At 71.8% G+C, this 22,286-nt stretch carries 19 protein-coding genes; 12 read left to right on the top strand and 7 right to left on the bottom strand.

Annotated elements, in window-relative coordinates; all coding sequences use genetic code 11:
- Window positions 1-160 precede the first annotated feature (160 nt).
- The 5 genes from ahcY (at window position 161) to ABT369_RS13800 (ending at window position 6,819) form a co-directional block, all read left to right on the top strand.
- A complete protein-coding gene (gene ahcY, locus ABT369_RS13780; RefSeq protein ID WP_350612087.1) occupies window positions 161-1,627 on the top strand; it encodes an adenosylhomocysteinase in 1,467 nt (488 codons plus the stop codon).
- A 136-nt stretch (window positions 1,628-1,763) separates the two neighbouring features.
- A complete protein-coding gene (gene efeU, locus ABT369_RS13785; protein WP_350612088.1) occupies window positions 1,764-2,594 on the top strand; it encodes an iron uptake transporter permease EfeU in 831 nt (276 codons plus the stop codon).
- A 40-nt stretch (window positions 2,595-2,634) separates the two neighbouring features.
- The gene (gene efeO, locus ABT369_RS13790; protein ID WP_350612089.1) at window positions 2,635-3,783 is read left to right on the top strand and encodes an iron uptake system protein EfeO; all 1,149 of its coding nucleotides are present in this window, start codon (window positions 2,635-2,637) and stop codon (window positions 3,781-3,783) included.
- Window positions 3,784-3,800: 17 nt separating this feature from the next.
- Window positions 3,801-5,039 carry an iron uptake transporter deferrochelatase/peroxidase subunit gene (gene efeB / locus ABT369_RS13795; protein WP_350612090.1) on the top strand — a complete coding sequence of 413 codons (1,239 nt, stop codon included), beginning with the start codon at window positions 3,801-3,803 and terminating at the stop codon, window positions 5,037-5,039.
- A 22-nt stretch (window positions 5,040-5,061) separates the two neighbouring features.
- Entirely contained in the window at window positions 5,062-6,819 is a 1,758-nt protein-coding gene (locus ABT369_RS13800) for an ABC transporter family substrate-binding protein (RefSeq protein ID WP_350612091.1), read from the top strand.
- Window positions 6,820-6,841: 22 nt separating this feature from the next.
- Here ABT369_RS13800 and ABT369_RS13805 read toward each other — a convergent pair whose 3' ends face one another.
- On the bottom strand, window positions 6,842-7,810 hold the full coding sequence (locus tag ABT369_RS13805; protein WP_350612092.1) for an RDD family protein: 969 nt from the start codon (window positions 7,808-7,810) through the stop codon (window positions 6,842-6,844).
- A gap of 93 nt (window positions 7,811-7,903) precedes the next feature.
- Between ABT369_RS13805 and ABT369_RS13810 the strand changes: the two genes are divergently transcribed.
- Together ABT369_RS13810 and ABT369_RS13815 are read left to right on the top strand one after the other, a co-directional pair.
- Window positions 7,904-8,902, top strand: coding sequence for a stage II sporulation protein M (locus ABT369_RS13810; protein ID WP_350612093.1), 999 nt, complete (start codon window positions 7,904-7,906; stop codon window positions 8,900-8,902).
- A 139-nt stretch (window positions 8,903-9,041) separates the two neighbouring features.
- Entirely contained in the window at window positions 9,042-9,188 is a 147-nt protein-coding gene (locus tag ABT369_RS13815) for a hypothetical protein (protein ID WP_350612094.1), read from the top strand.
- Here the strand turns inward: ABT369_RS13815 and ABT369_RS13820 are convergent.
- From ABT369_RS13820 to ABT369_RS13840, 5 genes are read right to left on the bottom strand one after another with little or no spacing between them, the layout of a single operon-like run.
- Window positions 9,155-10,501, bottom strand: a complete 1,347-nt coding sequence (locus ABT369_RS13820; protein ID WP_502891743.1) for a DUF58 domain-containing protein — start codon at window positions 10,499-10,501, stop codon at window positions 9,155-9,157. The two genes, ABT369_RS13815 and ABT369_RS13820, sit on opposite strands and share 34 nt — an antisense overlap.
- The gene (locus ABT369_RS13825) at window positions 10,498-11,487 is read right to left on the bottom strand and encodes an AAA family ATPase (protein WP_350612153.1); all 990 of its coding nucleotides are present in this window, start codon (window positions 11,485-11,487) and stop codon (window positions 10,498-10,500) included. Before ABT369_RS13825 ends, ABT369_RS13820 begins: the two co-directional genes overlap by 4 nt.
- Window positions 11,488-11,492: 5 nt before the next feature.
- Window positions 11,493-12,920: a DUF4350 domain-containing protein gene (locus ABT369_RS13830; protein ID WP_350612095.1), complete on the bottom strand. Its 1,428-nt coding sequence runs from the start codon at window positions 12,918-12,920 to the stop codon at window positions 11,493-11,495.
- Window positions 12,917-13,486, bottom strand: coding sequence for a DUF4129 domain-containing protein (locus ABT369_RS13835; protein ID WP_350612096.1), 570 nt, complete (start codon window positions 13,484-13,486; stop codon window positions 12,917-12,919). The genes ABT369_RS13830 and ABT369_RS13835 overlap by 4 nt, the downstream gene beginning before the upstream one ends.
- Entirely contained in the window at window positions 13,483-14,340 is an 858-nt protein-coding gene (locus tag ABT369_RS13840) for a hypothetical protein (RefSeq protein WP_350612097.1), read from the bottom strand. Before ABT369_RS13840 ends, ABT369_RS13835 begins: the two co-directional genes overlap by 4 nt.
- A gap of 140 nt (window positions 14,341-14,480) precedes the next feature.
- Between ABT369_RS13840 and mtrA the strand changes: the two genes are divergently transcribed.
- The 5 genes from mtrA to hpf all read left to right on the top strand — a co-directional run bounded on the left by mtrA (window position 14,481) and on the right by hpf (window position 20,900).
- Window positions 14,481-15,170, top strand: coding sequence for an MtrAB system response regulator MtrA (gene mtrA, locus ABT369_RS13845; protein ID WP_223098678.1), 690 nt, complete (start codon window positions 14,481-14,483; stop codon window positions 15,168-15,170).
- A 76-nt stretch (window positions 15,171-15,246) separates the two neighbouring features.
- A complete protein-coding gene (gene mtrB, locus ABT369_RS13850; protein WP_350612154.1) occupies window positions 15,247-16,845 on the top strand; it encodes an MtrAB system histidine kinase MtrB in 1,599 nt (532 codons plus the stop codon).
- Between the two features lie 77 nt (window positions 16,846-16,922).
- The gene (locus tag ABT369_RS13855) at window positions 16,923-18,794 is read left to right on the top strand and encodes an LpqB family beta-propeller domain-containing protein (RefSeq protein ID WP_350612098.1); all 1,872 of its coding nucleotides are present in this window, start codon (window positions 16,923-16,925) and stop codon (window positions 18,792-18,794) included.
- A gap of 225 nt (window positions 18,795-19,019) precedes the next feature.
- Entirely contained in the window at window positions 19,020-19,919 is a 900-nt protein-coding gene (locus tag ABT369_RS13860; protein ID WP_350612099.1) for a ComF family protein, read from the top strand.
- A 333-nt stretch (window positions 19,920-20,252) separates the two neighbouring features.
- Window positions 20,253-20,900 carry a ribosome hibernation-promoting factor, HPF/YfiA family gene (gene hpf, locus ABT369_RS13865; protein WP_350612100.1) on the top strand — a complete coding sequence of 216 codons (648 nt, stop codon included), beginning with the start codon at window positions 20,253-20,255 and terminating at the stop codon, window positions 20,898-20,900.
- Between the two features lie 203 nt (window positions 20,901-21,103).
- On the opposite strand, the gene ABT369_RS13870 is transcribed toward hpf, so the two are convergent.
- Window positions 21,104-22,258 carry a glycerophosphodiester phosphodiesterase gene (locus ABT369_RS13870; RefSeq protein ID WP_350612101.1) on the bottom strand — a complete coding sequence of 385 codons (1,155 nt, stop codon included), beginning with the start codon at window positions 22,256-22,258 and terminating at the stop codon, window positions 21,104-21,106.
- Window positions 22,259-22,286 lie beyond the last annotated feature (28 nt).

Genomic DNA, 22,286 nt, shown 5'->3' on the forward strand with positions numbered 1-22,286 from the left:
ATGCGGGGGAACCAAACCGGGGGGAAGAGCGGGGCGGTGGGAGCAATCCCGCCGCCCCGCTCGCTGTCCCGGTCACTTCGTCCAGGGGCGATTGGAAGGCTTTCCCGCCGCCGCGTACCGTGAAGGGTCGCCGTACGCCTCTGCAGACCAGGAGATCGCATTGACCAGCACGCTGCCGCCGAGCACCGTCGCCGACGGTGACTTCAAGGTGGCCGATCTGTCCCTCGCCGCGTTCGGGCGCAAGGAGATCCAGCTCGCCGAGCACGAGATGCCGGGCCTCATGGCCATCCGGCGCGAGTTCGCCGCGACGCAGCCCCTGAAGGGCGCGCGGATCACCGGCTCGCTGCACATGACGATCCAGACCGCGGTGCTGATCGAGACCCTCGTGGCGCTCGGTGCGCAGGTGCGCTGGGCCAGCTGCAACATCTTCTCGACCCAGGACCACGCCGCCGCCGCGATCGCCGTCGGCCCCGAGGGCACCCCCGAGAAGCCGGCCGGCGTCCCGGTCTACGCCTGGAAGGGCGAGACGCTCGACGAGTACTGGTGGTGCACCGAGCAGGTGCTGCTCTGGCCCGACGGCCAGGGCCCGAACATGATCCTCGACGACGGCGGCGACGCCACGCTGCTGGTGCACAAGGGCGCCGAGTTCGAGGGCGCGGGAGCCGTGCCGTCGCCGGACACCGCCGACTCGGAGGAGTACGCGGTCATCCTCAAGCTGCTGCAGCGCTCCATCGGCGAGGACAACCGCCGCTGGACCCGCGTCGCGGCCGGCATCAAGGGTGTGACCGAGGAGACCACCACCGGCGTGCACCGCCTCTACGAGATGCAGCAGTCCGGCACGCTGCTCTTCCCGGCGATCAACGTCAACGACTCCGTCACGAAGTCGAAGTTCGACAACAAGTACGGCTGCCGTCACTCGCTCATCGACGGCATCAACCGCGCCACCGACGTCCTCATCGGCGGCAAGGTGGCCGTGGTCTTCGGCTACGGCGACGTGGGCAAGGGCTGTGCCGAGTCGCTGCGCGGCCAGGGCGCCCGGGTCATCGTCACCGAGGTCGACCCGATCTGCGCCCTGCAGGCCGCGATGGACGGCTACCAGGTCGCCACGATGGAGGACGTCGTCGAGACCGCCGACATCTTCATCACCGCCACCGGCTGCCTCGACGTCATCACCGCCGAGCACATGGGCCGGATGAAGCACCAGGCGATCGTCGGCAACATCGGCCACTTCGACAACGAGATCGACATGGCCGGCCTCGCCCACCGCTCCGACGTGACCCGGATCAACATCAAGCCGCAGGTCGACGAGTGGAAGTTCGACGACGGTCACTCGATCATCGTGCTGAGCGAGGGCCGCCTGCTCAACCTGGGCAACGCGACCGGCCACCCGTCGTTCGTCATGTCCAACAGCTTCGCGAACCAGACGATCGCCCAGATCGAGCTGTTCACGAAGATCGAGGAGTACCCGATCGGCGTCTACACGCTGGCCAAGCACCTCGACGAGAAGGTCGCCCGGCTGCACCTGGACGCGCTCGGCGTCCGGCTCACCGAGCTGACCAAGAAGCAGGCCGAATACCTCGGCATCCCGGTGGAGGGCCCCTACAAGGCGGACCACTACCGCTACTGAGTCTGATCGTCAAGGGCCCCGCCGGAGTACTCCGGCGGGGCCCTTGGTGTTCAAGTGCCACAAGCTTGTAGCAGATGCCGGTGAGGTCTAAGGTAATGCTGACCTAAGTAAGACAAGGCTTACCTGCGGAGCTCGAATGACCGCCATCTACCTGATCGGCCTGCGCGAGGGGCTCGAGATCACGCTCGTGGTCTCGATCCTCGTCGCTTTCCTGGTCAAGAGTGACCGCAAGCACCTGCTGAGGTGGGTCTGGACCGGCGTCGCGGTCGCGGCGCTGCTGTCCATCGGGGTCGCCGCGCTGCTGCAGGCCGGCACCGCGTACCTCTCCGGCCCCCACCAGGAGATGGTGGACGCGATCGCCTCGCTGATCGCCGTCGTGTTCGTCACCTTCATGATCTTCTGGATGCGGCGGATGGCCCGCCAGATGGCCAAGGAGCTGCGCGGCAAGCTCGAGGACGCGATCCAGGTCGGCCCCTTCGCGGTCGCCGGCATGGCCTTCCTGGCCGTCGCCCGCGAGGGCCTGGAGACGTCGATCCTCTTCTTCGCCGCGGCCCAGGGCGCCGACACCTGGCAGCCGATCGTCGGCATCTCGCTCGGCCTGGCCACATCGGTCGTGCTCGGCTGGCTGCTCTACGCCAGCGCCATCCGGATCAACTTGACGAAGTTCTTCACCTGGACCGGCGCGCTGCTCGTGCTCGTGGCCGCCGGGATCTTCAAGTACGGGGTGCACGACCTGCAGGAGGCCAACGTCCTGCCAGGGCTGAACAACCACGCGTTCGACCTCTCCAACGCGCTGCCGCCCACCGCGTGGTACGCGGAGCTGCTGCGCGGCATGTTCAACTTCACGCCGCAGCCGTCCGTGCTCGAGACCATCGCCTGGGTCGCCTACGGGGTGCCGGTCCTGATCCTCTTCCTGCTGCCGCTCCTGCGCCGGCCGGCACCGGAGCCGGTCGCCTCCAAAGCCTGACGCCGCACCTCCCCCTCTTTCCACGTCTCGTAGGAGAACCATGCGTACATCACGCCTGCTCGCGCTCGGTGCCGTACCGGCGCTGGCCGTCGTCGCGCTGACCGGCTGCGGCGACGACAAGAGCGGATCGGAAGCCGGGGCTGAGGCCAGCTCCAACGGCAAGATCGCCGTCACCGCCACCGACTCCGAGTGCAAGGTCGAGAAGACCGAGGCGGCGTCGGGGCCGATCACCTTCACCGTCAGCAACAAGGGCGGCAAGGTCACCGAGTTCTACGTGTACGCCACCGGCGACCGCATCGTCGGCGAGGTCGAGAACGTCGCGCCGGGCCTCACCCGCGACCTCATCGTGGAGCTGCCGGCCGGCACCTACGAGACCGCCTGCAAGCCGGGCATGATCGGCAACGGCATCCGCGGCCAGTTCAAGGCCACCGGCGAGAGCAAGCCGCTGACCGACGACGCCAAGCTCGCCCAGGCGACCAAGGACTACCAGACGTACGTGAAGAACAACACGGGCGCCCTGATCGACAAGACGACCGAGTTCGTCAACGCGGTCAAGGCCGGCGACGCCGAGAAGGCCAAGGCGCTGTTCCCGATCGCCCGCACGTACTGGGAGCGCATCGAGCCCGTGGCCGAGAGCTTCGGCGACCTCGACCCGGCGATCGACGCCCGCGAGGCCGACCTCGAGCCCGGCCAGGAGTGGACCGGCTTCCACAAGATCGAGAAGGACCTCTGGGTCACCAAGGACATCAGCAAGTCCGGCCCGACCGCCGACAAGCTGCTTGCGGACGTCAAGACCATCGTGAGCAAGGCCGAGACGGTCCAGCTGTCCCCGATCGAGCTCGCCAACGGGGCCAAGGAGCTGCTCGACGAGGTCGCCACCGGCAAGATCACCGGCGAGGAGGACACCTTCTCGCACACCGACCTGTGGGACTTCCAGGCCAACCTCGAGGGCTCCCGGGCCGCGATCGCGGCGCTGCGCCCGGTCATCGAGGAGAAGGACGCCGCCCTGGCCAAGAGCCTCGACGAGAAGTTCGCGGCGGCGCAGGCGGAGCTCGACAAACACCGCAACGGCGACGGCTGGAAGTTCCACAACGAGCTCTCCGAGGCCCAGCTCAAGGCGCTCGCCGACGCGATCAACGCGCTCGCCGAGCCGATCAGCAAGGTCGCCCCGCTCGTCGCCTCCAAGTAACTGCTGGAGTTTTCGCCATGGATCGTCGCAAGATGCTCGGACTCGCCGGAGCCGGGGCCCTCGGGGCCGCGGCCGGCGGGGCCGTCGGCCTGCAGGTCTTCGACGAGCCGCCGCCCGCCCGGGCCAATGACACGGGCGCGGCGGTGCCCTTCTACGGGGCCCGGCAGGCCGGGATCGTCACGCCCGCCCAGGACCGGCTCCACTTCGTCGCGTTCGACGTGATCACGGACAAGAAGGCCGAGGTCGCCGAGCTGCTGCAGAAGTGGACGGCGGCCGCGGCCCGGATGACGGCGGGGCAGGACGCCGGCGCCATCGGGGCCGTGAACGGGGTGCCGGAGGCGGCGCCCGACGACACCGGCGAGGCCATCGGGCTGCCGCCGTCCGGGCTGACGCTGACCGTCGGCTTCGGCCCGACGTTCTTCCGCACGGCCGAGGGCAAGGACCGCTTCGGCATCGCGGACCGGCGCCCCGAGGCGCTGGCCGACCTGCCGAAGTTCGCCAAGGACACGCTGAAGCCCGAGATCTCCGGCGGGGACATCTGCGTGCAGGCGTGCGCGCATGACCCCCAGGTGGCCGTGCACGCGGTGCGCAACCTGGCCCGCATCGGCTTCGGGGTGGTGAGCGTGCGCTGGTCGCAGCTGGGTTTCGGCCGTACCTCCTCGACGTCGCGAACCCAGCAGACCGCCCGGAACCTGTTCGGCTTCAAGGACGGCACGGCCAACCTGAAGGCCGAGGACACGAAGCTGCTCGACGAGCAGCTCTGGGTGCAGCCGGGCGACGGCCCGGAGTGGATGACCGGCGGCTCCTACATGGTCACCCGCAAGATCCGGATGGTGATCGAGACGTGGGACCGCACCTCCCTGGCCGAGCAGGAGGCGATCATCGGCCGGAACAAGGGCGAGGGCGCGGCGCTGGGCAAGGCGGGCGAGTTCGACGAGCCGGACTTCTCGGGCGAGACGATCCCGCGGGACTCCCACGTGCGCCTGGCGCACCCGCAGTTCAACGACGGGGCACGGCTGCTGCGCCGCGGCTACAACTTCGTCGACGGCTCCGACGGCCTGGGCCGGCTCGACGCGGGCCTGTTCTTCATCGCCTACCAGCGCGACCCCCGCAAGCAGTTCGTGCCGATCCAGACCCGGTTGTCGCGGCAGGACACGCTCAACGAGTACATCCGGCACGTCTCCAGCGGCCTGTTCGCCTGCCCACCCGGCGTCTCCGCCGCGGGCGACTCGTGGGGTCGTGCCCTCTTCGTCTAGGCCCGCCCCCTATGGTGGCCGGGTGGCGTTTGTAACTGGAAGGCAGATGCGGGGCTCGATCACGGCGCTGGCGGTGGCCGCGCTGCTGCTCGGCGCGTGCACCGGCGGCGGATCCAGCAAGCCGTCACCGACGGCCACCATCGGGTTCGCGGACTGCGAGAAGAACCCGACCACCTGCAACGGTGGCGATCTCAAGCTCGGCGGGGCGTACACGTACGGCCTCGAACAGCCCATCGCCAACTGGAACGTGAACACCCGCGACGGCGCCTCGCCCGCGACCAAGCAGGCGCTGTCGGGCCTCCTGCCGCAGGTGTTCAAGGTCGACCCGCAGGGCCGCCTCCAGCTCAACGCCGACCTGGTGAGCTCGGCCGACATCACCAACCAGAACCCCGAGACGATCGTCTACAAGATCCGTCCCGACGCGGTCTGGAGCGACGGCATCCCGATCACCGCCGACGACTTCGTCTTCGCGTGGAAGCAGAACTCGGGCAACCCGGCGCACTGCTCGAACTGCACGCCCGCGGCCACCGCCGGCTACGACGTGATCAAGAGCATCGTCGGCTCCGACGGCGGCAAGACCGTCACGATGACCTTCACCGACGGCAAGACCTTCGGCGACTGGAAGGGCATCTTCTCCAACGACGGGCTGTACCCCTCGCACCTGGCCACCAAGCAGGGCTTCGACCTGGCCAAGCCCGCCGGCATCGCGGCCGCGTCCGACTGGTTCGCCCGCACGGTGCCGACCTGGTCCGGCGGCCCCTACCAGGTCGACAGCTACAACCAGGGCCAGAGCCTGGTGCTCAAGAAGAACGACAAGTGGTACGGCAAGATCAAGCCGAGCCTCGACACCATCACGTTCAGGTTCATCACCGATCCCAACGCGATCCTGCCCGCGCTGAAGGCCAAGGAGCTCACCGGCATGTCGCCGAGCCCGAGCCAGGCCCTCGTCGCCGGCGTGGCGGGCACGCCCGGGGTGATCTACTCGGTGGGCGAGAGCTACGCGTGGGAGCACCTGACGCTCAACGTGCGCAACAAGTACCTCGCCGACCCGGTCCTGCGCCGCGCGCTGTTCACCGCGGTGAGCGTCAAGACGGTGGTCGAGAAGACGTACGGCGCCTTCGACAAGAACCTCAAGCCGCTGGGCAGCCACAACTTCGTGCCCGGGGACACCGCCTACAAGGACGTGATCTCCGGCACCGGCCAGGGCACCGGCGACACCGAGAAGGCGAAGAAGCTGCTCACCACCGCCGGCTACAAGCTGGACAACGGCCGCCTGTCCACGAAGGCGGGCGAGGCCGTGCCGGCGCTGCGGCTGCGCTACGACAAGGGCAACGCCACCCGCGCGGCCGCGGCCGAGCTGATCTCGGCCGCGCTGAAGAACATCGGGATCGACGCCCACCCCGCGGCCACCGACAGCCTGCCGCAGACCCTGACCTCCGCCGACTTCGACCTGGTGCTGGCCGACTTCGTGAACGGCCCGCTCTACCAGGGCGCGGCCGAGCGGCGCTGGGCCACGGGGGCCGCGGGCAACTACGGCGGGTACACGAACCCGGAGCTGGACCGGCTGGTGCACTCGGCGGCGACGGACGTGGACCCGCGGCACGCGGCCGACCTGCTGAACCAGGCCGACGACCTGCTGACGAAGGACGCGTACGTGCTGCCGCTCATGCAGCGCCCGACGCTCACGTTCACCTACTCGGAGTACGCCAACATCCGCGACAACCCGTCCGTGTGGGGCCCGACGTACAACATCGGCGAATGGGGCCTGCGCTCCGCCTGATCGCGCGTGCGGGACCGCCTGATCAGGCGTGCGGGACCGGCGGGCGCGGCATCGGCGGCCGGTCGGCCGGCGGCTGCGGCGGCGCCCACGAGCTGGTCACGTTGGGCTGGTGCTTCGGGGGCTGGAAGCGCGGCGTGACGACCGCGTACAGCCCTGGCCACACCGCCGCCGAGGCCGCCCGGGCCTTCGCCAGGCGGTAGCTCGACCGCCGGTGCCGCTCGGCCAGGACCGCCGCCAGGTAGGCCCAGCCCGGCACGCCCGGGGGCGGCGGAGGCGTCGTGCGCTGCGACACCTCGCGGGCGAGGGCCTGGCCCAGGGCCGTGCGCGCGGGCTCGGCGATCTCGCGGTTGCGGGCCAGGAAGTGCCGCACGGCCAGCGCCAGGCTGTCGTCCAGCCCGGTCAGGTCGAGCAGGGCGGCCCAGCGCACCAGGGGCGGGGGCATCGCCGGGACCCAGCCCCAGCCCGCCGGGGTGCGCTCGTGGATCACGATCGTGCCGGCGACCAGGTCGCCGATGCGCTTGCCGCTCGGGTTCAGCATCAGCACGCCCAGGCTGCCCAGCCAGGAGACCACGGGGAAGAGCAGGCCCGGCCACTCGACCGCCATGCCGACGAGCGCGCGGGCGAGGGCGTGGCGGAAGCGCACCGGGCCGCCGTCGTCGCGGACCACGCGCAGCCCCATCGCCGCCTTGCCGGGCGTCCGGCCGCGCAGGAGGGTCTCCCAGAACACCGGATACCCGATCAGGGTGACGGCCAGCAGGATCACGATGATCGCCTGGAACAGGCCCCCGTCGAAGACGTTCGCGCGTAGGGTCAGCCAGACCACCAGGGCGGTGGCGAAGAGCAGCGCGACCAGCAGCAGGCACTGCAGCGCGATGTCGAGCATCAGGGCGAGGACGCGGGAACCGGCCCGGGCCACGCGCACCTCGAGCTCGACGGCCTCGCCGCTGACGAGGCGCTCGCCGGGGGCGGCCGCGGCCGAGGGGTCGGTCATGGCTGACAGTTTGCTACAGCCGCGCACCTCGTGGGGGCCGCAGCCGGGGAGAACGGGCACCCGGGGCGTGCGGGGGCCGTCTACGCTGCCGGAGTGGACCTGGACGCCTTCGTCGCCGAGCACAACATCGAGTGGCGGCGCCTGGAGGAGCTGGCGAAGCGCCGCAAGCTCGGCGCGGCGGAGGCGGACGAGCTCGTGGCGCTGTACCAGCGCGCCGCCACCCACCTGAGCCTCATCCGCAGCCGATCGCCCGACCCGATTCTGGTCGCGCGGCTGTCCCGGCTGGTCCTGAGTGCCCGCAACGCGCTCACGGGCGCCCCCTCGTTCTCGCCCGCCACGGTGGTGCGCTTCTTCACCCACACCTTCCCGATGGCCGTGTACCGCGCGTGGCCCTGGTGGTGCGGCGTGGCGACCGTGTTCTCGCTGTTCACGTTCGCGCTGATGGGATACGTGGCGGCCAACCCCTCGGTGGCCGGGTACTTCCTCTCCGACGCCCAGATCAGCGCGCTGGTCAACGAGGAGTTCGAGGGCTACTACAGCCAGTACCTCCCGCAGAACCAGTTCCTGCGCGTGTGGACCCACAACGCGCTGCTCACCGGCGAGTGCCTGGCCGCGGGCGTGGTCTTCTTCCCGGTCGTGTACCTGCTGTTCCAGAACGCCATGAACGTCGGGCTCATCGGCGGGGTCATGATCGGCTACGGCCGCGCCGACACGTTCTTCGGGCTCATCGTCCCGCACGGCCTGCTGGAGCTGACCGCCGTGTTCGTCGGGGCGGGCGTGGGCCTGCGCATCGGCTGGTCCTGGGTCGCCCCGGGCCCGCTGCGCACCCGCGGCCGGGCGCTGGCCGAGACGGCGATGGAAGGCATGCTGGTCGCCCTCGGGCTCGTCGCCGTGCTTCTGGTCAGCGGCCTGCTGGAGGCGTTCGTGACCCCGGCGAGCATGCTGCCCTACATCGTGCGCGACTTCATCGGCTTCGTGGTCTGGGCCGCGTTCCTGGTCTACGTCTTCGTGCTCGGGCGCCGGGCCCACCTGGAGGGCGCGACGACGGCTATCGAGGGAGAGATCGCCCAGGAGTCGCTCCCGGCCGCCTGAGCCACGCGGGCGCCCAGACCTCGCCGTCCGGGGCCGCGTGCGCGCGCCGACACGTTCTTCGGGCTCATCGTCCCGCACGGCCTGCTGGAGCTGACGCGCCCTGTCGGCCTGGTCGATCGGCAGCGGCCTGTCCATCGCCGTGCTGAGCGCGCTCGGCGGCGTGCTCGCCGACCTCACCGGCCCGCGCACGGCGCTGCTGGTCGCGGGCCTGCTGATCCTCGCCACCCCGGTGCTGCTGCCGCGGCTGGCGGATCAGAGCCGGCCGGTGGCCTTGAGCGCGAGGTAGTGATCGGTCAGCCGGGAGGCGAACTCGTCCGCGGGGGCGTCCACGACCTCGACGCCGTGGCGGCGCAGGGCGGCGGCGACCCGGTCGCGCTCGGCCAGGCCGCGCTGGGCGGCGGCCGCGGCGTACACGTCGGCCGGGGTGGCGTCGGGCGTCACGCGCGCCATGCGGATCAGCTCCGGGTCGTGCACGGCGGCGACGATCACCTTGTGCCGCGCGGCGAGCTGGGGCAGCACGGGCAGCAGCCCCTCGCCGAGCGCGCCGGGCTCCAGAGCGGTGAACAGCACGACCAGGGCCCGCTTGCGCTCGCGGCGCAGCACCTCGCCCGCGACCAGGCCGAAGTCGGTCTCCACCAGCGCCGGCTCCAGCGGGGCCATGGTCGTGACCAGGCGGAACAGCAGCGTGCGCTTGTCGACGTTGGTGACCGACGCGCGCACGGCGGTGTCCACGGCCAGCAGGTCGACGCGGTCGTCCGCGCGGGCGGCCACGGAAGCGAGCAGGAGGGCGGCGTCCATGGCCGCGTCCAGGCGGGGCTCGTCGCCGATGCGGGCGGCGGAGGTGCGGCCCGTGTCGAGCACGCACACCAGGCGCCGGTCGCGCTCGGGCCGCCAGGTGCGCACCACGACGTCGGAGCGCCGGGCGCTGCCCCGCCAGTCGATCGAGCGCACGTCGTCGCCGACCACGTATTCGCGCAGCGTGTCGAACTCGGTGCCCTGGCCGCGGCCCCGGGTCACCACCGAGCCGTCCAGCACGCGCAGGCGCGAGAGCTTCTCCGGCAGCAGGCGGCGGCTGTGGAAGCGCGGGTACACCCGCAACCGCCACGCCGGCGTGAGACGGTCCGCGGTTCGCCGGCTCGTCTGGCGGTACATCAGCCCGAGCGGCCCGACCGAGCGCACCAGCACGCGCACGGCCGGGCGGTCGCCGCGCCGCGTCGGGGTGAGCGTGGTGGCCACGGCGACCGCGCGGCCCGGCTCGATCCGCACGTCGTGCATCGTGGGCGCGGCGCCCGCGGACGGCACCCAGGCGTCGCGCACCCGGCCGGTGAGGACCCGGTCGGAGCGGTTCTGCAGCAGCAGGCTCACCTGGCCGGACTCGCCCAGCCAGAGCGACTGGTCGCCGGTGCGGCTCATCCGCAGCAGCTTCGGCGACGCGGCGTTGTGCCAGTCCAGCGCGCACGCGCCGGCGACGGCGAGCACGAGCACCCCGGCCGCGACCCACAGCCCGGCGGCCGGGATCGCGTCGCCCGCGACGACGCCGGCGAGCGCCAGGATCACGGCCCCGCCGCCGAGCAGCGCCGCGGCCCGCCAGGTGATCATCGCGGGGTCGGCACGGTGGCCAGCACCGACTCGAGCACGTTGTCCGTGGTGACGCCCTCGAGCTCGGCCTCGGCCCGCAGGCGCACGCGGTGGCGCAGCGTCGGGCGGGCCAGGGCCTTCACGTCGTCCGGGGTCACGTAGTCGCGCCCGGTGAGCCAGGCCCAAGCCTTGGACGCGGCCAGCAGCGCGGTCGCCCCGCGCGGGGAGGCGCCCAGCTCCAGCGACGGCGAGGTGCGGGTCGCGCGGCAGAGATCGACGATGTACGCCAGGACACCGTCGGCCACCTGCACCCGCTGCACCGCGGCGCGCCCGAGGGCCAGGTCGGCCGCGGTGGCCACCGACTGCACGCCGGCCTCGCGCAGCTTGCGCGGGTCGAAGCCGCGGTGGTGCGCCCGCAGCACGCCGAGCTCCTCGTCGCGGGTCGGCAGCGGGACCGTGAGCTTGAGCAGGAACCGGTCGAGCTGGGCCTCCGGCAGCGGGTAGGTGCCCTCGTACTCGATCGGGTTCTGCGTCGCGGCGACCAGGAACGGGTCGGGCAGCGGGCGCGCGGTGCCCTCGACCGACACCTGCCGCTCCTCCATGACCTCCAGCAGCGAGGCCTGGGTCTTCGGCGGGGTCCGGTTGATCTCGTCGGCGAGCAGCAGGTTGGTGAAGACCGGCCCCTCGCGGAACTGGAACTCCGCGGTGCGGGCGTCGAAGATCAGCGAGCCGGTGACGTCGCCGGGCATCAGGTCCGGAGTGAACTGCACTCGCTTCGAGTCGAGGTCCAGCGCCGCGGCGATGGTGCGGATGAGCAGCGTCTTGGCGACGCCGGGCACGCCCTCCAGCAGCACGTGGCCGCGGGCGAGCAGCGCGATGACCATGCCGGTCACGACCGCGTCCTGCCCGACGACGACCTTGGCCACCTCGGCGCGCAGGCGCCCGAGCGCGGCCCGGGCCTGCTGCGCGCCGGCCTCGGGCGAGCCTTCGATCAGCGGGGTGGCGATGTCGGTCACCGTGGCTCTCCTTCGAATGGGGCGGCCGGGGCCGGCTGCGTCCCGGGTTGTTCGGTTGTGACGGCGTTGACCAGCTGCTCGAGGCGCTGCGCCGCGGCGACCAGCTCGTCGTCGGTCTCGGGCGGCGGCCCGAAGAGCGTGTGCTCGACCGAGGGCGGCGGCCAGCCGCTGCCCGCCGCGACCGCCGCGACCAGGACCGGCCGCTCGACGTCGGGCGCGAGGCGCAGCAGCCGGACCAGCCGGACCACGGCGGCGTCGCGCAGCACCTGCAGCGACTCGCCGCGGGCCTTCGCGCGCTGGTAGAGCCGGCCCCGGCCGATCGCGGTCTCGCTGGAGCGCACGACCACCGGCAGCGGCTCGACCACGGGCGCGCCGAGCCGCCGGGCCATCGCCACCGCGAGCGCGATGACGCCGAGCACGACGAGGGCGGTCGCGACGTACGTCCACGGCGGGAACGCGCTCCAGAGCGGGTTGGGCGGCTCCTGCGGCGGCTTCGGGTCCTCGTTCTTCGAGTTGGCCTGGCTCGTGGGCTGGTTCCCGGTGGCGCGCTGGCCCGGCTGCGGGAAGTCGCGGTCGGCCGGGTCCGCCGGGTTGGACGGGTCGACGGGGCGCAGCGACGGCGGCGCGCCCGAGGCGCCCGCGAGCGCGGGATCGTTCGTGATGCCGGGCGGGGGTTCGCGCCGGTGCAGGTCCAGCCAGATGAGCCGGGGCGCCGCGGTGAGCAGGCCGGTGGCGAGCGCCGCGTTGCCGTGCTCGCCGATGCGGTCGTTGCGGAACACGTCTGCCGAGCCCACGACGGTCACGGTGACGGCGGCGCGCTCGTACACCACCAGCGAGTCGGCGTAGCAGCGCGCGACCTCGCGGCCGAGGTCCTCGTCCAGCGACCCGTAGCGGGTGCGCACCACCGCCGCGGTCCCGGCCTTGGCCGCGGGCGCGTAGGAGCAGCCGGGTGCGGCGGTCTTGGCGATGTAGTTGCGGCTCGTGCCCCGCATCGGCAGCAGCCCGCCGACGATCGCGCTCGCGTTCGGCTCGACGATCACCACGCGGGTCGAGGACGGGAGGACCTTGAGCATGCGCAGGTAGTACTTGTGCATCAGCTGCGGCGTGGTGATCAGCAGCGTGGCGTTGCCGGCCGAGGCGGCGACGAGCGCGTCGGAGCTCTTCTGCTCGGCGACGACCTCGACGCCCGCCCGGCGCACCCGGTCGGCGAGGTCGGCCGCGCCGATGCCGGACCGGCTGGTGGGGGAGAGGAACGCGGGGTCGTCGTCGCTCGGCTCGCCCGCCTGGTAGACGAGCGTGCCCACGAGCATGAGCAGCAGCGCGGCCGCCGGGGGCACGACGAGTCGCAGCCATCGCCAACTGCGCGGCTTCTTCGGCTTCTTCGCCGTTGCGGACGGCGTCGGTCGCGTCGCCGTTGTGGTCATCGGCCGACCTCCGCGGCGAGGTCCCGCATGCGACTGTCGTGCTCGGCGGTGGCCGGGCGCTCGCCGTACCAGATGTCGGAGAAGATCCCGGACGCGCTGCGCATGGGCGCCTCGACGGCGGGGCGGGCCGCGCCGGCCGCGCGGGCCAGCTCGGTGACGGTCATCCCCGGCGCGTGCTCGAGGACCTGGCGCTCGACGAGGCCACGGACCATCGAGCGGAGCCGCTCGCGGACGGCCTCGGCGTAGCGGCCCTCGGCGGCGAGCCGGTCGGCCAGGGAGGCGAACACGTGCGCGGGCAGCTCCGGGACCTCCTCGCCATCGGACGGCTCCGCCTCGGGCTCGGGCTCCTCGTCCGCGCCGAGGTCGACGTCGAGCTGCTCGCTGTCCTGCTTGGCCTTGCGCTGGCGGCGCAGGCGCAGGCTGGGGAAGCGCCGGGGGATCCATCTCGGGTAGAAGTAGTACAGCAGGCCGAACGCGATCGCGGCGACGATCAGTAGCAGCGTCGCCAGCGGCACGCCGGTCAGGTCGTCGACGGCCTGCAGAAAGCCGGCCCAGGCCCGGGTCATCGGACCGCCGCCCCGAGGATGACCGATCCGGCCAGGTCGATCGGGCGGTTGAGGCGGCGCAGGCGCCCGATCGCCACGTCGAGCCCCTCGACCCGCATCCGGATCTCCAGGTAGAGCACGGCGTCGACGCAGGCGAGCATCGCGTATGCCACCGTGTCGACGAGCACCCAGACGGCGACCATGGCGATCGCGTAACCGGTGGTGTAGGGCCGCAGCCAGATCTCGAGCAGCGCCCCGCCGCCGAGGCCGAGGGCGATGCGGATGGCCGCCCAGCTGACGTAGCCCCCGACCCGGATGGACATGCCCCGCAACCCGCGCCCGGCGAGCTTGAACGAGCGGCCGATGGCCGCGAACGGCCCGACGCGGTCGACCACCAGGGCGGCCGGGGCGAGCCCGAGCAGCCCGTAGAGCAGCGGCCAGGGCAGCATGAGCATGAACGCGGTGACGAAGATCAGGGCGGTGGTCGCCAGCGCGATCACGCCCAGCGGCAGCGCGCGGCGGGCCACCTGGCGCAGCAGGTCGCGGCCGCGGGCGTTGCGGCCGAGCAGGCCCGGGCCGGCCGCGGCGCCCGCGAACCCGCCGAGCAGCGTCAGGATCCCGGCCTCCAGCGCCATGGAGACGCAGAACACCATCCAGGACTCGGCGGGGTGGTCGTCGAGATCGAGCCAGTAGGCCGGCGGCCGCATGTGCGCCCACTCCCGCAGCGGGTAGAGCAGCACCTGCTGGACGGCGGAGAGCACGAAGGCGGTGCCCAGCAGCAGCGGGGCCTGGGCGCGCAGCAGTGACACGGCGGCGTCGAGCAGCTCCCCGAAGGTGAGCGGACGCATCGGTATCACGGCCCGGGTCTCCTCCACGCGGGACACCGTAGTCGGCCCGCGCGACTCCGGGTGGCCTGATTACCGAGAGTCGTTGGGTCGACACTACCGGGCGCGAAAATTCCAAGATCGGCGATCGGGTTCCCAACTTCGGGCGTCGAGGTGAAATATTGGACCGCATGAGAGCCCGTGTCCTGGTGGTCGACGACGACCCCGCCCTCGCCGAGATGCTCGGCATCGTCCTGCGCAGCGAGGGCTTCCTGCCGTCCTTCGTCGCAGACGGTGAGCGCGCTCTTGCCGCTTTCCGGGACACCCGCCCCGACATCGTGCTGCTCGACCTCATGCTTCCCGGGATGAGCGGGATCGACGTGTGTCGGTCCATCCGGGCCGAGTCGGGCGTGCCGATCGTGATGCTCACCGCCAAGAGCGACACGGTCGACGTGGTGCTGGGCCTGGAGTCGGGTGCCGACGACTACGTGATGAAGCCGTTCAAGCCGAAGGAGCTCGTCGCCCGCATGCGCGCGCGGCTGCGCCGGGGCGAGGACGTGGCGCCGGAGCTGCTGACCATAGGGCCGCCGGGGAACCAGATCACCATCGACGTGCCCGCGCACACCGTGATGCGCGACGGCGAGGAGGTCAAGCTGACCCCGCTCGAGTTCGACCTGCTGGTCGCGCTCGCCCGCAAGCCGCGGCAGGTGTTCACCCGCGAGGTGCTGCTCGAGCAGGTCTGGGGCTACCGCCACGCGGCCGACACGCGCCTGGTCAACGTCCACGTGCAGCGCCTGCGGGCCAAGATCGAGCCGGATCCCGAGAAGCCGGAGATCATCCTGACCGTGCGCGGCGTCGGCTACAAGGCCGGGACCGGATAGGCCTTTCGTGGTGCGCATCGACCCCATCATCGTGCGAGCCCGCCGTCTGCGACCCCGGCGGCTCGTCCCGCAGGCCATGAGCCGGCGGCTGCGCCGGCTCTGGGCCGTCGCCCGCCGGCAGTGGCGCCGCTCGCTGCAGTTCCGGGTCGTCGGCATCACGCTGTCGCTCTCCGCCGCGCTCGTGCTGGCCTTCAGCTACACGGTCGCGTCGCTGATCAGCAACAGCGTGCTGGAGGGCAAGCTCGACCAGTCCAAGTTGATGATCGACAGCGGGTCCTCCTACGCGATGCGCGAGCTCGCCGGCTTCACCCAGCCCGACGACCCCGGGCTGCCGCCGAGCGTGAAGAACGTCGTCACCCAGCTCTACGGGTCGATCAACAACCAGCGGGCCGAGGTCGTCATGCTGCGCCGCAGCGGGCCCCTGGCCGCCTCCTGGCCGCCCACCCGCGACAAGGACGTGATGAACAACCCGCAGGTCAGTGGCCTGCGGTCGCTCGTGGTCGGGTCGAAGGGCGGCACCTACCAGCAGATCGCCACGCTCAACATCGGCGACGGCACGCAGAAATACCTCGTGATGGGCACCCCCGTCGCGGTGGGCTCGGTGCCGATCGAGCTGTACTACGTGATTCCCCTGGACAACGAGGACGAGCTCGTCCGGTTCACGGGCGCCGTCGTGACCGGGACCGGCATTGCGCTCGTCGCACTGCTCGCCCTCATCGCGGCCATGATGACCCGGCTCGTGGTCACACCCGTGCGGGTGGCCGCGCGCACCGCCCAGCGGCTCTCGGCCGGCCTGCTCGATCAGCGCATGGTGGTGCGCGGGGAGGACGATCTGGCGCGGCTCGCCGCCGCGTTCAACCAGATGGCCGCCAATCTCCAGCGCCAGATCGTGCGGCTGGAGGAGATGTCCCGGCTGCAGCGGCGGTTCACCTCCGACGTGTCGCACGAGCTGCGGACGCCGCTGACGACCGTGCGGATGGCGGCCGACCTGCTCTTCGCCTCGCGCGACGAGTTCGACCCGGCCTCGGCCCGCAGCGCGGAGCTGTTGCAGGCGGAGCTCGACCGGTTCGAGGGCCTGCTCACCGACCTGCTGGAGATCAGCCGGTTCGACGCCGGGTTCGCCGCGCTGGACGCCGAGCCCACCGACCTGGTCCCCGTCGTGCGGCGGGTCACCGACCAGCTCCAGTCGCTCGCCGAGCGGTGCAAGGTCGAGCTGAAGGTCGTCGTGCCCGAGGGCGACGTCATCGCCGAGGTCGACCCGCGCCGCGTCGAGCGCGTGCTGCGCAACCTCGTCGGCAACGCGGTCGAGCACGGCGAGGGCAAGCCGGTCGTGGTGACCCTGGCCGCCGACAGCTCGGCCGTCGCCGTGACCGTCCGCGACCACGGCGTCGGGCTCAAGCCGGGGGAGGAGAAGCTGGTGTTCAACCGGTTCTGGCGCGCCGACCCCTCGCGCGCCCGGCAGACGGGTGGGACCGGCCTCGGCCTGTCCATCAGCCTCGAGGACGCCCGCCTGCACGGGGGCTGGCTGGAGGCCTGGGGCGCGGCCGGCAAGGGCGCCCAGTTCCGCCTCACGCTGCCGGCCCGCAGCGGGGACCGGCTGGTCTCCTCGCCGCTGCGGCTGGTGCCGGACGACGCCCGCGCCGACGAGGCCGCGCTGATCGGCGAGACCCCGTGACCCGCTCGTTCCGCCCTTCCCCGCCTCCCCCTGCTCCCCGGACCGCCGTGGCCGCCCGGCTGCGGCGGGGACTGGCCATGGTGGCGACGCTCGCCGCGTTCGCCGTGCTCGGCGGCGGGTGCGGGCTGCCGTCGCAGACCGAGCCGAGATACGCGGGCCCGGCGCAGAGCCCGGCCGCGACCCAGGGCGGCCAGAAGACGCCGCCGAAGCCCACTGACGGGATGACCTCGGAGCAGCTGATCGAGCGGTTCCTGCAGGCGTCGGTCGGGGCCAACCTGGGCGGCGGCGGTGACGGGGGCGAGCCGGACGACGCCAACAAAGAGGCGCTGGACCGGATGAAGCTGTTCATGGTCGCCTCGACGGCCGAGGCCTGGAAGCCGCAGAAGCCGGGCGGCGTGGTCATCGTGCGGGACCCGCGCATCGAGCCGGTCCCCAACGGCAACGGCCGCGACACCGCCGAGGTGAAGCTGACGCCTCTGGGCGTCCTCAACGTCAAAGGCGAGGTCACCGGCTGGAAGGGCGGCCCGTTGCCGACGGCGACCTTCTCCACGGTCCTGGTCGGCGGCCAACGCCGGCTGCAGGACGTGCCGACCGACTACATCTACATGAGCGAGTCGGGCCTGCGGGAGTGGTATGCGCAGCAGCCCATCTACTTCTGGAGCAACGGGGGCGACAGCCCGCGGCTGGTGCCGGAACTGCGATACATGCCCAGCTCGCTGTCGCCGGCCAAGCAGGTGGCCGAGACGCTGGGGTGGCTGCAGAACGGCCCGGGGCAGCTGCTGTCGCCCGTGGTGAACAAGTGGTTGAACTCGTTGACGGTCCCGGACAACCCGGTCATCGAGGACAACGACATCAGGGTCAACCTCAACGGCAAGGCGGCCGCGCAGAGCAAGGACGACCTGTTCCGGCTCGCGTGGCAGATCCGCTGGTCGCTGCCCGACCACAAGCCGGTGAAGCTCACCATCGAGAACCAGGACTCGGGCGTGGACTCGGAGGGGTATCTCGACTACAACCCCGCGGTCGAGGCGGCAACGGTGGACCAGGGCAAGGTCTACGTGATCGTCAACGAGGCCGTGCGCAGCATGACCCTGAGCTCGGGCGTGACCGAAAACCCGCTGTTCATGCCCGGCGGTCAGAACAAGGGGGTCGTGTCGGCGGCGATCAACCGGCAGGGCAGCCGGGCGGCGCTCGTGACCAAGTCCCAGACCGCCGGCAAAAGCGAGCAGCACCTGCTCGTCTACACGCCGGACCAGTCGGTGGGCGGCACGCCCAAATACGCCGACGTCGGCATCGCCGCGCCGCGGCTGAGCCGGCCGGCCTGGATCAGCTATCCGGTCAAGCGCCTGATGATCGCCGATGGCAACCAGCTGTGGGTGAGCCGCACGGAGGAGGGCAACAAGGAGTACGACCCCGTGGAGCTCGGCGCGCTGTCGAGCGCGGCGATCACGGCCTTCGCGGTGGCGCCCGAGGGCCGGCGCATCGCGTTCGTCTCCAACCGGCAGCTCATGGTCGCGCCGTTGCTCTACGACAAGGACAGCAACAAGTTCAGCATCGGCACGCCGCAGCCGGTGACCACGTCGCTCGGCGACAGCCAGGCGGTCGGCTGGCTCACGGAGACGACGCTGGCCGTGGGCGGCAAGCCGTCTCCCCGGTCGGTGCACCCGATCGGGGTGGGCAACGACGGCCCGCGGTACAACATCGTGGCCGTCACCATCGACGGGGCGCAGGAGGAGCCGCTGCCGGCCTTCTCGCGCACGACGGACGCAGTTACGGACGTCACCGAGCTGGTGACGCGCGTGAACCGTCCGGGCTTCCCGCTGGACTACTCGATCGTCTCCGAGGCGAACGGGGTGGCCCAGCGCATGTACTCGACAAGCAACGACCCCATCCCCGTGACGCCGGAACCGAACCCCGCTGGACTCGTCACTGCCCCCTTCTACGCGGACTAAACCGGCCTGTGGTGGGGCTCGGCCGGGGTGGGTGAGTCGATGCGGGCTGGAGCGTGGGCGGGGATGTGGGGGCTGGCGGAGTCGTTGCTCGACCTGGTGCTGCCGGCCACGTGTGCGGGGTGTGACGAGCCCTCGCCGCGGGCGTTGTGCGAGCGGTGCCGTTCGGCGATGGAAGGGGCCCGGCCGCAGCGGACCTCGCCGGATCCGTCGCCGGAGGGGATGCCGGTGACCTTTGCGCTCGCGGCGTACGCGGGGGCGGTGCGGCGGGCGATTGTGCAGTACAAGGAGAAGAATCGCCACGAGTTGAGCGGAGTGCTCGGGGCTCAGCTCGGCCGCGTGGTGGATCGGGCCGTGGCCGGTGGGCCGGTCGTGCTGGTGCCCGTCCCCGCCACGGCGGCGGCCGTGCGGCGGCGGCACGGGGATCACATGCTTCGCCTGGCCCGGGCGGCGGCGCGCGGGCGGCCCGGGGTCGCGATCGCGCGACCGTTGCGGGCGCTCCCTCGCCACGACGACTCGGCGGAGCTCACGGCCGCCCGGCGCGCGGTGGCGGCCCGGCACGCGTTCGCGGTGCGGCCCCGGCCCGCGGCGGCGCTGCGGGCTCTGGTGAACCGTGAGGGCGCCGCGGTCGTACTCCTCGACGACATCGTCACCACCGGGGTCACCCTGGCCGCGGCGGCGGAGCGGCTCGCGGGGGCGGGCGTGCGGGTCGACGGCGCGGCCGTGCTCGCCGCGACCCAGCGCGACGGGACTCGCCGCGGGGGCGCCAAGCGCGACGCGGTGCGGGGCTTTGCGGAGGAACGCGACCCGGTGCTGAGTGTCGGGGAGAGGCGCGACGCGGCAGTCTTGGAGGTGAGCCGGGCTGGGGGCGTCTCGGTCGGTGCGGTGGTTCGCGCGCCGGCCGGGCGGAGTCCGGTTCGGCGGGGTTCGGAGCGGGTGCCGGCGGACGGCTGGCTCCGGGAGCCGGCGGACGGTTCGGGGCGGCTGCCGGTGGACGGCTCGGCTCCGGTTGCGGCGGACGGCTCGGAGCGGGTGTCGGCGGATGGCGTGGTTCAGCGGGGTTCGGCTCGGCTGAGTGGACGACGGCGGGCCGGGTGGACGGTACGCGGCACTACGCTACGTCAGTAATGGATCACGCGATTTGGTCGATTTATACCGAATGTTACTTCGTGCGTAGCGTGGGGTAATCCCTCGGGGTGGGTTTCGGGCGGGGAACTGACCGTTCTTTTGAACGGGGGGTGACTAGCGGCTGTCCTCGGTTTAACGTCGAGAGACGACCAATGCTCGCCACGGCGGCGCTCCTGGTGAGCCGCGGCGAGAAGGCCGCGAAGGGAGGACCTGACACCCGCTGTTCGGTCGCGTGCCGCGTGGGCTCAGCCTCTGGGGAGGCGCGTTCCGGCCGAGTCTCGATACCGAAACCCGAACCCGTTTCTTTGGAAGAACCCGTGGGGGAGGTCAGGAGTGGACATCGTCGTCAAGGGCCGCAACGTCGAGGTGCCCGATCACTACCGGCAGCACGTGGCAGACAAGCTGCAGAAGATCGAGCGCTACGACCACAAGCTCATCCGCGTCGACGTCGAGTTGTTTCACGAGCGCAATCCGCGCCAATCCGATCACTGCCAGCGAGTCGAGATCACGTGCTACTCACGTGGTCCGGTGATCCGAGCGGAGGCCTGCGCCGCCGACTTCTACAGCGCCCTGGACGCCGCGATCAGCAAGCTTGACAGCCGGCTGAGCCGCGCCGCAGATCGGCGGCGAGTGCACCGGGGCCGGCACGCGCCGGTGTCCGTCGCCGCCGCGACCGCGTCACTCGCATTCACGCCACCCGAGCGGCACACCACGACCGCGCTCGCCACCAGGGCCGAAACGCCGGTCCAGGCCGAGCGCGCCGAAGGCTTCGAGCTCATCGAGGAAGCCGACGACCAGCCGTGGCACATCGTGCGCGAGAAAGAACACCCCGGTGAGCCGATGACCGTGGACGATGCACTGTTCCACATGGAGCTGCTCGGCCACGACTTCTACCTGTTCAACGACAAGGAGTCGGGACGCCCGAGCGTGGTCTACCGCCGCCGTGCGTACGACTACGGCGTCATGAGCCTCGGCATGTAGCCGGAGCTCCACGCCGAACATCCTTGTCGGGCTCGACGCCGGACCGTCGTCGAGCAACACGCCGAGCACGACCGTGCCCCGGTGGGCAGTCCGCTGCCCCGGGCGGCCCACCGGGGCCGGTTGTCCAACCCCCTCACCGCCGGCCCGCGCAGCTGCGTGGGCCGGCGGTCGTCCCGCGTCGGGCGTCCGCGCGGCGGGGCGGCTCAGCGGGTCGTGGCCTGTAGGTGCAGGTCGCGGGCCATTGCCGCCGTGTCCGCGTAGTCGGCGAAGAGCCCGTCGAGGCCGGCGGCCAGGAAGACCCCGATCTCCTCGAGGACGTTGCCCCAGGCGTTGGGGTCGTCGCCGGTGCGCAGGTTCAGCGGCAGGAACTGGTTCTCGTTGCGGAACGTCCACGCGTGCACCTTCAGGCCGCGCGCGTGCGCGTCGCCGATCAGCGGCGTGGGCGCCAGCAGGTTGCCGGCCGAGTCGCGGGCGACGACGAGGTTCTTCGTGGCGCCGACGCCGTCCGTGAACGCCTTGAGGTAGTCCAGGCCCGCGGGCTTGGCGAGGTCGGCCCAGGTGCGGGGGTCGCCGCTCGTGCGGAAGTCGAAGGGCTGCCCGGTGGCATCGAGCAGTACGACCGATGGGGTGTCCACGAGACCGCGCAGCTTCCTGATGCTCGTCGGCTCGAACGACTGCAGGAACACGGCGGCCGTGCGCCCGGCGAGGCCGTTGCGCTTCAGGACCCGGGCGACCAGCGGCTCCAGCGCGAGGCCGATCGAGTTGAAGTAGGTCGGGTGCTTCGTCTCGGGGTACACGCCGATCGTCCGCCCGACGCGCTTGCCCTCCACGCGGGCGAGGTCGATGACCTCCTGGAACGTGGGCACCTCGAACAGGCCGTTGTAGATGGTGTTGTGCGGGCGCACCGAGGGCAGCCGCTCGACCGCGCGCAGGGTCTTGAGCTCGGCGAGCGTGAAGTCCTCGGTGAACCAGCCGGTCACCGTCAGCCCGTCGATCGTCTTGGTGGTCTTGCGCGAGGCGAACTGCGGCTTCGTCGAGACGTCCGTGGTGCCGCCGATCTCGTTCTCGTGCCGGGCGACGAGCTGGCCGTCCTTGGTCGGCACGAGGTCGGGCTCGATGTAGTCGGCGCCGAGGTCGATGGCGAGGCGGTAGGAGGCCAGCGTGTGCTCGGGGCGGTGGCCGCTGGCGCCGCGGTGGCCGATGACCAGCGGGCGGGCCGGGCGGTGGCGGTCGGTCGATGTGGCGGGGGCGGTGCCCGAGGCGGTGTCGACGGCGTAGGCGGGGCTGACGAGGGCGGCGGGCAGCACGGCCGCACCGGCGGCGGCACCCACCCCGGAAATGACTGCACGACGGCGCATAGATGTTACGAAAGAGGCCGTACGGCAA

Source organism: Dactylosporangium sp. NPDC000244 (assembly GCF_040300725.1).
GTDB lineage: Bacteria > Actinomycetota > Actinomycetes > Mycobacteriales > Micromonosporaceae > Dactylosporangium.

Coding starts and splice junctions, on each gene's coding strand:
- efeU (WP_350612088.1), top strand. CDS start 1,764: ATGACCGCCATCTACCTGATCGGCCTGCGCGAGGGGCTCGAGATCACG.
- efeO (WP_350612089.1), top strand. CDS start 2,635: ATGCGTACATCACGCCTGCTCGCGCTCGGTGCCGTACCGGCGCTGGCC.
- efeB (WP_350612090.1), top strand. CDS start 3,801: ATGGATCGTCGCAAGATGCTCGGACTCGCCGGAGCCGGGGCCCTCGGG.
- ABT369_RS13805 (WP_350612092.1), bottom strand. CDS start 7,810: ATGACCGACCCCTCGGCCGCGGCCGCCCCCGGCGAGCGCCTCGTCAGC.
- ABT369_RS13820 (WP_502891743.1), bottom strand. CDS start 10,501: ATGATCACCTGGCGGGCCGCGGCGCTGCTCGGCGGCGGGGCCGTGATC.
- ABT369_RS13830 (WP_350612095.1), bottom strand. CDS start 12,920: ATGACCACAACGGCGACGCGACCGACGCCGTCCGCAACGGCGAAGAAG.
- ABT369_RS13835 (WP_350612096.1), bottom strand. CDS start 13,486: ATGACCCGGGCCTGGGCCGGCTTTCTGCAGGCCGTCGACGACCTGACC.
- mtrA (WP_223098678.1), top strand. CDS start 14,481: ATGAGAGCCCGTGTCCTGGTGGTCGACGACGACCCCGCCCTCGCCGAG.
- mtrB (WP_350612154.1), top strand. CDS start 15,247: ATGAGCCGGCGGCTGCGCCGGCTCTGGGCCGTCGCCCGCCGGCAGTGG.
- ABT369_RS13855 (WP_350612098.1), top strand. CDS start 16,923: ATGGTGGCGACGCTCGCCGCGTTCGCCGTGCTCGGCGGCGGGTGCGGG.
- ABT369_RS13870 (WP_350612101.1), bottom strand. CDS start 22,258: ATGCGCCGTCGTGCAGTCATTTCCGGGGTGGGTGCCGCCGCCGGTGCG.